The sequence below is a fragment of the Parabacteroides sp. AF17-3 genome (assembly GCF_003635445.1).
GTDB classification, from domain to species: domain Bacteria; phylum Bacteroidota; class Bacteroidia; order Bacteroidales; family Tannerellaceae; genus Parabacteroides; species Parabacteroides goldsteinii.
Genome location: NZ_QTMM01000005.1, coordinates 208,596 through 221,005, shown reverse-complemented (window position 1 = coordinate 221,005; position 12,410 = coordinate 208,596). Strand labels below are relative to the sequence as shown.

Sequence of the window (12,410 nt, the reverse complement as noted above, 5' to 3'; positions counted from 1 at the left end):
TTTACTGATTTTGCGAGGTTAAAAACTTAACATAACCACTCAGGCTATTAAATAACATATGGTCAACCCCCTGACTAGTGATCGTACCACCTGAAATACCGTCCACATAATCCTGTCCGGCAACGCTTTTACCCGGCTTAACTACAGCTATGGATTTGAAAGATCCGTCCATAAACAGCTTCTTACCTTTAAACTCGTTACTAAATGCAGGTTTTGCGATCTCAGCACCCAAACCTGGAGTTTCCCCCTGATGGCTGAAGTCTGCACCAAAAACAGTATTCTTATCCGAATCTACAGAAATATACCCCCATAACGGACCCCAAAGACCCGCTCCGGACAAAGCCATGATATATTTTGTTTCACCATTAACATTTGCCACATATACTGGGTGTTGATCGGCTGTTGCAGTAAAAGCATCCCCTTCAACTTTCTCTCCGTTTTCATTAACAAGGAAAGCTTCCTTGATCAATTCTCCATATTTCGCTTTAGCCTCATTGGCCGGAACCGAAACATTGATAGAACGCAATATCTGCTGTCTCTTATCATTATCTTCATTTTCTTTCTGGAAACTTCTCAGTGACTGTGAAGTGAAAGCCAACACAACCGCTACCAGAAGAACCATTACAGATGCATATATTATAGTATATGCATTACTATCTCTGTTCATACCACCTTTCTTTTCTGGTTTGATCTCTTCAAAATCTGAAGAAGGGGCTGCACATAAAGGGCATACATCCGGAGCTTTGTCTCCTTCGTGGATATAACCGCAAACTTTACATTTATATTTTTTAGTTGCCATACTCCTTCTTATTTATTCAGTTTTACACGATTGATTCTTCTGTTAATGTTTGCTTCAACTACATAATAGTCAATCAGCGGAGCAAATACGTTCATCAACAGGATAGCAAGCATCATACCTTCAGGATAACCCGGGTTCAACGCACGGATAATGATAGCCATAGCACCTACAAGGAAACCATAGATATATTTACCTGTTTCAGTACGAGCAGATGTTACAGGGTCTGTAGCCATAAATACGGCACCGAAGGCAAAACCACCTAAGAACAAATGATCCAGAGGAGATACACACATAGCAACCGTTGTTCCGATCATATTGAAGATAGCGGCCATAAACGCACCACCTACAAATACGGAAACCATTGTCTTCCAGCTGGCAATACCAGTGTACAGCAATATCACAGCACCGATCAGGATAGCCAGTACGGAAGTTTCACCAATAGAACCCGGAATCAATCCCAGGAACATATCCCAGGTTGAAATCGGCTGACCTAATACGTCAACTGCCTGGAACGAACCGATCATTTCTTTACCGGCGATAGCAACCTGTCCCAGCGGTGTTGCACCAGAGAAACCGTCAACTACCTGTCCGGCACCCATACCGAATGTATCGGCAGTGCGAACGAATACCTGGTCGCCAGACATGGCAGCCGGATATGCAAAGAACAAGAAGGCACGGGTAACCAATGCAACGTTAAACACGTTGTAACCTGTACCACCAAATACTTCCTTGGCAAAAACAACTGCAAAAGCCGTAGCCACAGCAATCATCCACAGCGGAGTATCGATGGGAACAATCATCGGAATCAATATACCGGAAACCAGGAAACCTTCCTGAATTTCTTCTTTTTTCACCTGGGCAACAGCAAACTCGATACCCAGACCAACTACATACGAAACAATAATCTTAGGTAGTACGGCCAGAAAACCGAAGATGAAGGTCATCAAAAATCCCGGATCAGCACCAACAGCCAGATTGTGTTGATAGCCGACGTTGTACATACCAAAAAGCAAAGCAGGCAACAAAGCGATAATAACCACAGTCATAGTACGCTTAGAATCGATATAGTCGTGAATATGCACGCCTGATTTCGAAGTGGTGCTCGGAACAAATAAGAATGTTTCAACACCTTCGAATACAGAACGGAACATCGCCAGCTTTCCGCCTTCCTCAAAGTTAGGCTTAATCTTGTCGAGGTAATTCCTTAACGCTTTCAATGTATTCTAATTTTTTATGTTATTAATTCATTTCCTTGTATAACAGATCCAATCCCTGACGTACGATCTTCTGGATCTCGATCTTGGATGTGTCAACAAATTCGCAAAGTGCAAAATCTTCCGGAGCAACTTCATAAATACCCAGATTTTCCATTTTATCAATATCGAAAGCGATAATAGCTTTCAACAGGTATTCAGGATAAATGCTCATCGGGAACACTTTTTCATATTCATTCGACATGATCATGGCACGTTTGCCACCCTTGATACGGGCATCAATTACATACTCTTTGCTTTTAGGAGCCAGCCATGTAAAGAAAGAGTGACTTACACTGTATTTTCCAAACCCGGGAGTTGCCCAACCAAAGAAGTCGTAAGTTTTGTCTCCTTCCGGAATCACAGTGATCTGGTTATCATAAGCACCCAGATAATCGTCCTTACGAACTTTAGTACCGGTCAGCACGTTACCGCTGATAATACGGAGGTCTTCCTTGCCTTCCAGGATCTTTCCTGAAACAAGACTGTTGATCGTACAACCGGAAACAGTCTTGATATAACCTCTTTCTGTTGTTTCAGAACCGGTTAATACGACTAAACGGCTGAAATCAGCCACGCCTTTATTGAACAGGCGACCGATAACGATCACATCTGCCGGGTTTACTACCCAAACAACTTCCGACTTGTTGACAGGCTTGATATGATTGATCTGCACACCTACGTTTCCTGCAGGATGCGGACCTTCAAACTCAACTGTTTCAACTCCTTTCACATTCACGGTAGAACCATTTCTGACACCGACATACACTTTACCTTTGGTAAGTTTTGCCAATGCATCCAACCCGGTCTGGAAATCAGCTTCCTGTCCTTTCAGGATGAAATCGAAATTCGGAGCCAACGGTGCAGAATAGAAAGCCGACACAAAAATGTCGCGCGGTTCATCTGACGGCGTAGCTACGATATCGTACGGACGCTGTTTGATAAAAGGCCACATACCACCATTGAGCAGGGCTTCTTTTACCTCTTCACTCTTCAGTGAAGACACATTTTTCTTGCCGAAATCTTCATATTCGATCTGCGTATCCGGCTTAACAACGATGCTAAGCACTTTACGCTTCTCTCCTCGGTTTACGGCAGTTACTTCGCCACTCACGGGCGAAACAAACTTGATCTCCGGGCGGTTCTTATCGATCATCAATACAGAACCGGCTTTGACTTTTTCTCCTACTTTGGCAACAACTTTGGGGGTAATACCGTTATAATAGTCGGGAACGATAGCATAGCTATCACTTTTCCCGGCGTTTAGCAGTACTTCCGAAGCTTTACCCTTCAGATTAATGTCTAAACCCTTTTTAATCTTAATCACATTTGCCATGATACAACTAAAATTGTTTATATGTAATTTTCCCGCAAAAGTACATAAATTTTTATGCTTTAAAGCAGGATTAAAGAAATAATTAGAGAAATAATTCCATAATTTTGTACCGTCAAAGAAAGATATATGAAAATGAGAGTGTATTGTTTACTATTTTTGTTGTTTTGTGCCGCTACAATGCAGGCCAATGCTCAGCAAACGTACTTTACCGACGTTAACAGCAAGCTGATAAAAACCCTTCAGGTGAAGGTGGCCGGAGAGTTTATTTCCGAGCCTTATATCGAACTGAACGGAGATCAACAGATCCAGATCAACTTCGATGCGTTGGAACAGGGAGGCGTGCGCTATTCCTATTCTATCATTCATTGTGATGCCAACTGGCAGAGGTCCATCCTCTCTCCCATTCAATATATGAGTGGTTTTCAAGGATTAACGATAGATGACTTTGCCAATTCCATTAACACCACAACGCAGTACACAAACTACAACCTGCTGCTTCCGAATGAAGACATCCAGTTCAAAGTTTCGGGAAATTATGCCGTGCAGATCTACAACGAAGACATCCCCGACCAGATAGTCCTTACCGCTTGTTTTTCGGTTGTGGAACCGATGGTCGGCATTTCGGCCTCCGTTAGCGGAAATACGGATATCGATACGAACCAGACTCACCAACAGGTAAGTTTCACGGTCAATAACAAAAACTTCCCGATACCTTATCCGCAAACAGACCTGAAAATACATGTCTATCAGGATAACCGACGCGATAATGCCGTATCAGGACTTCAACCGACGACTATTCTTGAAAATCAGATTGGTTACACAAACAACCGCAGTCTGATCTTCTCTGCCGGAAACGAATACCGCCGCATGGAATTTTTGAGCACGAAATATAACGGGATGCACATAGAAAGCATTTCGTACCACAATCCTTATTATAATGTAGAACTGATGACCGATCATAAGCGCAGCGACCAGACCTATCAGTACGATCAGGACCAGGACGGCCGTTTCTTTATCCGTTGCAGCAGTTGTGACGACCCGGATACGGAAGCGGATTACTGTATCGTGCATTTCGCTTTGGCTTGCGATCCGTTCCTTGACGGAAATGTCTATCTGAACGGCGAACTGTTCCACAATGTCCTCGATGAAAAGAGTAAAATGGGATATAACTTTGAAACCCACCAGTACGAAAAAGCAGTACTCCTGAAACAAGGAAGTTATAATTATCAATACCTATTCGTCCCCAACGGCAGCACAGTCGGAGAAACCGGCCCGATAGAAGGCAATTATTACCAGGCGGAAAACGAATACACCATTTACGTCTATTACCGTCCGATGGGAACGCAATATGACCGTTTAATCGGAGTCACAAGTGTTAAAAACGCAATGCAGGTATTTTAAAACCTGCATTGCATTCTTATTTTTCCTTCTTCCGTTCATAGTTTATCCCAGCTTTCCTTGCCTGTGAGTGTTGAAACTGACGGGCAATTTTATATTCGCAACCTTCTTTCAGCAAATATGAACCGGTTTGCTTAAACCAGAAACCGACATCTGCCTCCATACATTGCCGGCGGATATCCAACACCCAGTCATAATTGCATATACGGGCCTCTTTACCGGATTCCCCGCCGGCCACCACCTGTTCCACCCAATCTCCCAGTTCACCCCTGAAATCAATGGGACCGAGAAGCGGTTCGCAAATAATAATTTTATGTTTTATCGGAGCTGCTTTATAGATAGGCAGGCGATAATCTATCCGGTCCTGATTTTCCATGGTACAACATATAGTTACATGGTCATAGCCATCTCCCCAGTCATCCGGAAGACATTCATGCAACCGGTCGATCCGTTTGGTAATAAACAGAAAATCAAGATCCCGCCGCGTCCGCATCATTTCCCAGGCTTCGGCACGCCATTCATCCGCATCTTCAACCAGAAAATCGGAAGTGAAGCAAGTATAAACTAGGTTTCCCGAAGGAATCTTATAGGTCTTATTCTTTTTCTGCTGCAAAGGCAGATCAAACTTTTCCGTCTTTGCGACGACAGAACTGTCTTTACCATATTTACCGTCGGTACGATAAACATAGCAATGCCGGCATCCTTCACTCAATTTGTGACAGCCATGCCAGGGATTCCATATAGATGCTTTTTGGCTCATTCTATCCTTTTTATACCTTAATAAAATCAGCACGAAAGTACTATATTTTACGTCCTCTGCCAACAAGAAACAAATAAATACCACACTTAATTGACAGACAAGGAATTCACTGGATTTTCGTTTGCCGTCCTCCAGGTTTGCAGGGTAACAACAAAAACAGTTAGCAGCAGGATGGAGAAGAACGATACCACATAAACCATCCAGTCTAGCGGAACTTTATATGCAAAATTCTTCAACCATTCACCTGCAAAATAGATGGATACAGGTACAGAGATAACAAAACTCACGATCAATACCATCAGATACGTCCTGTTAAACCGGTATAAAACATCTTTTACGGTCGCACCGAGTACTTTCCGTATCGCAATCTCCCTACGCCGATATTGGGTTTCAAATAATACCAATCCCAAAATACCCGACAAAGAGATCAGGACAGAGGCAAGACATGAGGCGGAAACAATCCGTCCGGTACGTATTTCATCCCGGTAAAGTTGCCTGATAATCGTTTCATAATACTCTATTTCAACAGGATAAGCAGGATCGATCTCTTTAAATGTTTGCCGTATATGCTCTGTCGCCTTTTCCATATCCGCCCCTTGCCTTATCTTTATACAGGCAACCGGCATGCCGGCATTCTTTTCATTAATGACGAAAGCCAACGGGTAAGCACCGGTCCGCAAAGAATTTATTTTCAATTCATCCGTGATCCCGATAACCATTCCTTTATCCTTCCAGTAGGTAATGAGCCTGTCCCCGACCTCCAGTCCGTATTCTTCTTTCGCTTTCCGGTTAAAGACGAATAATAAATCCTTTGACTGCCGGTCTTCCTGGCGGGGACACCTTCCTTCCATTACCGGGATATCCATCACTGACAGGAAGTTGGGCGAAACATTCAAATAATGAAAATACATCATTTCGTTATTCTTTTCTGCTCCGCCGCCCCGGTATAACTCTTCTGCACCGACCTTTGCGGAAGAGAAAGCGACATCTTCAATACCGGAATATTTCTTCAATTCATTCGTGAACAGGTCGATCTTCCCGACCGTTTTCCCATTCAGCACAACTACTGCAATACGGTTTTTACCATATCCGAATGAACGGGATTCCATATATCTGTTCTGCTGATAGATCACAAATGCCAGAATAACCAAAGTAAAAGAAATTATATATTGGATACCTATAAGCATTTTCCTTAATGCCAAACCTTTGGGAGACAATCCATAAGAACCTTTCAATGCCATCTGCATGGAAATGGAAGTGGCGCTAACGGCCGGATAGATACCCGCAATGAATCCTACCGCCAAAGACAAAGAAACCAGCCGTAAGAGAACCGGTATATCAAGAGACAAGTTCAACAATACGGCTGGCAGGCAAGCCACCAGCGAAATCACAACGGATTCAAACAGTTGGGCACAACGCAGCCTGGCAACCGATGCCCCGGCAATCTTCCGGATATTGATGCTTTTAATCCGGTAAGGTATAAGGGCCACCGAATAGTTGATATAATTGATCATCGCAATCAACGCCACCAGAAAAGCCACCATCAGCATCCGGTTCATGTTTTCTTTCTTTCCTGATTTGATAAACTTCATCTGGGAAGTGACCGGCTCATAATAGATATCCGCCAGGTTCGTCAACTTGACTTCCGCTTCTTTATAGTCCGGTGCATCTTCCACATTGAAACAACGGGCAAAAGCGGAACATATCTCATTCTTATCCGCTCCCGGAGTGACAAGGATATAACAGACATAGGTATAATCATCCCATGATTCATACTGGTAAGAGGGACTAACTGCCGTATAAACAGCATTTGCCAGCTGACTATTTTCCGGAAAATCTTTATAGACACCTCCTACGGTCAATGATTTCCTGTCTTTCGTCCAGATATTTCCTTCTGCCGTCAATTGTTTTCCGACAACCGAAATACTCCCGAATATCCTGCGGGCCAGACTTTCGGGTATCAGGCACATCTCCGGCTGCTTCAAACAATCGGGAGTCCCCTCGCGGAAAACAAAATCAAATATCCCGGTGATATCCGGAGAACAAGTTTGTACCGTTTCTTTGAAACCTGTCTGGTTACCGTTGACATCGGTCGTAAAATAACATTCTCCGATAAAGGGATTGATCAACGTACTTTTCTGTATATAAGGAGAAGTAGACACAAAAGCATCAATCAGCAATCTGGAATGTACGGACCATACAGATGCAGGGGTTTTACAGTCTACCCTGTAAATATGATCCACTTGTGGATGGAACCGGTCAAATTTATTGGCAAAATCAACCTGTGCATAAATCGTTGCAAAAACGATATAGGCAATCGCCAATCCCATAATATTCAGTATGGCTGCTGTTTTATTGAATCGTAGTGCGGAAATAAAATTCCTGTATATGGCATGCATAATAATTTGTTTTAGTTTGTATTTCAGGTAATAAAGCAACTAGATGTATCCACCGGATACACCAAACGTTTCCCCTGCCAGACGACAGCAGGGATTCAAATTTTTCCTGAAACAGATTTAATTAAGCATGCAGCAAAGGGTGAAGCAGGAATACCGCTTCTGCCAAAGGAATATTTTATATCGTAAGAAGACTTTTTCCTGATCAAAAAGTTTGTGCAGGTACAGTCTGCTTGAAAGACTGACAATTAATAATACTACTGGGATCAACAACAGAATGAACCAGTCAAGACTATTAAATAATACGGGGACCGGTTGGATATCACGAATCAGAAAAACAGCAGGCTGAATTGCTTGTCCCCGAAAATCTGAAAGATTAACCTCCTGAGGGTTTTGAACATACGAAGCCTTCTTCTCTGCAATGATTTGCAGCGTTACAAAAGAGAAAAGGCATAGTAACAACACTTTCAGGAGTTTCATATTATTATTGTATTCAATATTGAAAAGGTGAACTCACAATCTGTAATTCAATTAATAGATAAGACAAATATACAAAATATACATCAATGTATAATACATCAATGTATATTTTTTGCGGAATAGCCATTTTAATGGTACACGGACAACACAGAACACGCGGAGAATCACGGAAAAATAACATCATCCGATTCTTTATTATTTCATCCATACAATATGTTTTAGGGATAAAAAAAGTATCTTTGTAGAAGTAGTAATACATAAAACTCAATAGTATGGAAACGATTCTTTTATCAACAGCGGATAATAATGTTCAGGCTAGCCTGTTACAAAGCGCGTTAAGAAATGAAGGTATAGAATCTTTTCTCAAGAACGAACATCTTTCTACGGTATTCGGAAATATTCCGGGATTCCAGATCGAGATCTATGTTTTTGAGAGTGATTACGAAAAAGCGAAAGAAGTCTTAAAGAATGGATTTCCGGAACTTGTGGGTGATGAATAAACAGTTTCTTTGTACTTCAGCTATAACGGCGATACTGATTGCTATTTTATTGACGATCGTACAGGTCGTTCCTGAAAAACCATTGCTGCTATCGGAACGGCTTATGCCATCCGCAGGATGGATACAGGTTGGTATCGCCATTATTTACGGGGCACTGCTCAGTTATAAAATGCAGGATCGGAAAGAACGTCCCAAATGGCGAGTCCGGGCGTGGTTGCTTTTTTCTATTGTTTTCTTCGGGCAGTTACTTTTAGGCGTAACTGTCGATTCTGTCTTTCTGATGACCGGAAAGCTGCATTTACCCGTTCCGGCAATCATACTGGCCGGCCCGATTTACCGGTTGGAGGGATTGTTTATGCCGATACTTTTCCTGAGTACGTTGCTGCTTTCGGGACCTGCCTGGTGCAGCCAGCTTTGTTATTTCGGGGCATTTGATGCATGGAGCGCAAAAGAGAAGACAGAAAAGAATATTTTTCGCTATCATAAGCAATTACGTTACAGTGTATTTTTTCTGGTAATAGCAGGGGCTATTGCATTACGGTTATCCGGGGCAAGCGGATGGATGGCAACGGTTGCCGGACTGATTGTCGGGATTATTGGACTGGGTATCATGTTGATACTATCACGCCGGAAGAAAAAGATGATCCATTGCAGTAGTTATTGTCCGATAGGAACACTGGTGTCTTTTATGAAGTACCTCTCTCCTTTCCGGATAAAACTCAATACAGACTGTACACACTGCATGGCTTGTCTGAAATCATGCAAATATGATGCGTTGCACAAAGAAAATATAGAAAAAGGAAAAATCGGTTACACCTGTACTTATTGCGGCGACTGCCTCTCCACATGTAAACATGGAGGACTGGAATATCGTTTTTTCAAATTGCGTCCGGCTACTGCCGAACGCCTTTGGATTATTATTACAGTCGTTTTACATACCTGTTTTCTGATGATTGCACGTATCTGACTGGTAAACAGGATTCCCCGCCACATAAGTGGCAACTATATTACGGTCATCCCCTAACGTCTGGATGCCGAACAATTTATTTTCAAGATTCCATTTCCCCTTACGTTCAAGATAATCTTTCCGCATTTGCTGGGAAGGAGTGGCCGTACAATCAACTACAATAAAATCAGCATCCCTGCCCTGGTCGAAACTGCCTATCTTATCATCCAGTTTCAAGGCTTTAGCCGTACCGCGCGTACATTTATATAATGATTCGAATACAGACATGGGATACCCGTTCAGTTGTTGTACTTTATAGGACTCTCCCATGGTCCGGAATAAAGAGAAAGATGTGCCGGCACCAACGTCTGTAGCCAGTGTCGTTTGGATATTGATCCGGTTTGCCTGTTGCATATCGAACAGACCGCTTCCCAAAAACAAGTTTGACGTGGGGCAATGGGCTATTATCGCTCCAGCCTCGGCCATTCGGCGACATTCCGAATCGGATAGATGAATGCAATGGCCGAATACGGAACGTTCGGTAACTAATCCTGCCCGTTCATAAACTTCCAGATAGTCAGAACATTCCGGAGACAATTCAAGGGCTGAATCTATTTCATTCCGGTTTTCCGACAAATGCGTTTGAATGTAAGTATCGGGATATTCTTCATGCAAACGGGCGGCACTAATCAATTGACCGTGAGTGGAAGTAATAGAAAAACGGGGAGTAATCACATAAAGATTACGTCCTTTTTTATGCCAGGCTTCGATCAGCTCCCGACTATCAGCCTCCCCGCTTTCTTCAGTATCCATCAAAGACTGCGGTGCGTTACGGTTCATCAAGACCTTGCCGGTCAGCATTTGCATGTTATATTCGGAAGCAACCGAAAAGAGAGCATTAACAGATTCTTTATGAACCGTTGCATAAGCCATACAGGTCGTAGTGCCGTTGCGAAAAAGTTCATTTACAAAGAAACGGGCTACCCGTCCGGCATATTCAGAATCTCCAAAAGCCTCTTCCGTGGGATACGTATATTCGTTCAGCCAATCGAGCAGCTGTTTGCCATACATACCTATCATTTCCGACTGAGGATAATGGATATGTGAATCGATCAGGCCGGGCATCAGAAGTTTCCCGGAATAATCAGTAACGAATGCCTCCGGATAACGCTCTTTTATATTTTCATAAGCTCCGGCTTCTATGATTTTTCCTCGACAAACCACCAATGCTCCGTCAGGATAATAACTATAAGATTCATCAAACTTCAGGGGAGAATCCTTAAAATAAAAGACTTCACCTTTATACAAATATACCGTTTCATCCATCTTCATTCCTTACCTTTATCAAATCAACAGATAATATAACAATGTAACATCAAAGGTAAGAAAATTGTTAGAATCCGACTAAAAGCAGAAACAACTACATTAAAAATAATAAATCAACTCTTTGCCCTTGATGAGAATTAATAAGGATAAACTAAAATAAGAGATGGATTATCATTGGTTGAAATATTATTAATATGTATATTTGCAACTGAAAAGGCTTTTGATTTGAAGCCTTGCGTTGCGTGTGATATTTGTGCGATTAAGTGAAAATCGGCTAAATTTTCTCAAGTCTTCAATGCACAAAGAAGGCCCCGCAACCCTTTACCGGATATACGTGTTATCTATGCTGCTGTAATATGGAGATACTTATGAACACAGCCATAAAAAAAATGGAGAGCGTTTTTCATAACTATCATAAACATAAAAGAACTATCATACTATCATATTTTTATATAACATATTGATTATATGTGCATTATATAAAAATATGATAGTATGACAGTGCATTTGATGAAACATTATTATGAAGTTCCAATCTGGAGAGGAGGCCGGGGGGATTGTTAAAGCTAGTCAATAAACCTGTAATAGTCAAGTAACTCTAATTATGATGGTTACATAACGGGAGCTATTGTTATTAATAACTCCCGTTACTTTTATTTTCAGTTTCTTACCAACAAAGCATCCGCCACTTCTCCCGCTATTTCATCATCCCGTAAAACCTTCAATAAGGATAATCCAAATTCGAATACAAAACCGGGCCCCTGGCAGGTTATGATATTTCCATCTTGCTCAACACCATTACCGGTAGAGATGGCTCCTATCATAGTCGGTTCGAAGTTCGGGAAACAAGTGGCCTTACGTCCTTTCAATAATCCTAAGCCGCCTAAAACCATAGGTCCTGCACAGATTGCTCCCAGAATTATATTTTCTTTATTCTTTTCCAGTATAAGTTCTTTCAGGCGGGTACAAGTATTCAGATGATTGCTTCCCGGAATACCTCCCGGAAGAATTAAAGCATCTGCCGCACTAAAATCGGCCTCTTCAAACAGGTAATCTGCTATCACCGGGATATTATGCGCCCCCATTACCCGGGTTTCACCGTTAATCGAGATGGTAGAGACTCTGACACCTCCCCTACGTAAAATATCGGCTGTGCCTAACGCCTCTATTTCTTCAAATCCTGTAGCCAGGAATATAAACGCTTGCTTCATATTAT

10 protein-coding genes are annotated in these 12,410 nt (G+C 42.2%); 3 read left to right on the top strand and 7 right to left on the bottom strand.

Annotation, left to right across the window (positions count from 1 at the left end):
- Position 1: 1 nt before the first annotated feature.
- From nqrC to DWW91_RS08530, 3 genes are read right to left on the bottom strand one after another with little or no spacing between them, the layout of a single operon-like run.
- Complete coding sequence (nqrC, locus tag DWW91_RS08540) at positions 2–799, bottom strand: NADH:ubiquinone reductase (Na(+)-transporting) subunit C (protein ID WP_010803082.1); 798 nt, start codon at positions 797–799, stop codon at positions 2–4.
- A gap of 8 nt (positions 800–807) precedes the next feature.
- Positions 808–2,016 (bottom strand): NADH:ubiquinone reductase (Na(+)-transporting) subunit B, encoded by a 1,209-nt coding sequence (locus DWW91_RS08535; protein WP_007656844.1) that lies wholly within the window; start codon positions 2,014–2,016, stop codon positions 808–810.
- A gap of 22 nt (positions 2,017–2,038) precedes the next feature.
- Positions 2,039–3,388, bottom strand: a complete 1,350-nt coding sequence (locus DWW91_RS08530; RefSeq protein ID WP_122327471.1) for a Na(+)-translocating NADH-quinone reductase subunit A — start codon at positions 3,386–3,388, stop codon at positions 2,039–2,041.
- Between the two features lie 132 nt (positions 3,389–3,520).
- Between DWW91_RS08530 and DWW91_RS08525 the strand changes: the two genes are divergently transcribed.
- On the top strand, positions 3,521–4,789 hold the full coding sequence (locus DWW91_RS08525; protein WP_010803080.1) for a DUF5103 domain-containing protein: 1,269 nt from the start codon (positions 3,521–3,523) through the stop codon (positions 4,787–4,789).
- Between the two features lie 16 nt (positions 4,790–4,805).
- Here DWW91_RS08525 and DWW91_RS08520 read toward each other — a convergent pair whose 3' ends face one another.
- Both DWW91_RS08520 and DWW91_RS08515 read right to left on the bottom strand, forming a co-directional pair.
- Positions 4,806–5,546 (bottom strand): DUF5131 family protein, encoded by a 741-nt coding sequence (locus tag DWW91_RS08520; RefSeq protein WP_122327470.1) that lies wholly within the window; start codon positions 5,544–5,546, stop codon positions 4,806–4,808.
- Positions 5,547–5,632: 86 nt separating this feature from the next.
- Entirely contained in the window at positions 5,633–7,945 is a 2,313-nt protein-coding gene (locus DWW91_RS08515) for an ABC transporter permease (protein WP_122327469.1), read from the bottom strand.
- 749 nt (positions 7,946–8,694) lie between these two features.
- Between DWW91_RS08515 and DWW91_RS08500 the strand changes: the two genes are divergently transcribed.
- On the top strand, positions 8,695–8,922 hold the full coding sequence (locus DWW91_RS08500) for a DUF2007 domain-containing protein (RefSeq protein WP_007656861.1): 228 nt from the start codon (positions 8,695–8,697) through the stop codon (positions 8,920–8,922).
- A complete protein-coding gene (locus DWW91_RS08495; RefSeq protein ID WP_122327468.1) occupies positions 8,891–9,889 on the top strand; it encodes a 4Fe-4S binding protein in 999 nt (332 codons plus the stop codon). Before DWW91_RS08500 ends, DWW91_RS08495 begins: the two co-directional genes overlap by 32 nt.
- On the opposite strand, the gene guaD is transcribed toward DWW91_RS08495, so the two are convergent.
- Positions 9,854–11,194, bottom strand: a complete 1,341-nt coding sequence (guaD, locus tag DWW91_RS08490) for a guanine deaminase (RefSeq protein ID WP_122327530.1) — start codon at positions 11,192–11,194, stop codon at positions 9,854–9,856. The genes DWW91_RS08495 and guaD overlap by 36 nt on opposite strands.
- A gap of 659 nt (positions 11,195–11,853) precedes the next feature.
- The gene (locus DWW91_RS08485) at positions 11,854–12,405 is read right to left on the bottom strand and encodes a DJ-1 family glyoxalase III (RefSeq protein WP_010803071.1); all 552 of its coding nucleotides are present in this window, start codon (positions 12,403–12,405) and stop codon (positions 11,854–11,856) included.
- Positions 12,406–12,410 lie beyond the last annotated feature (5 nt).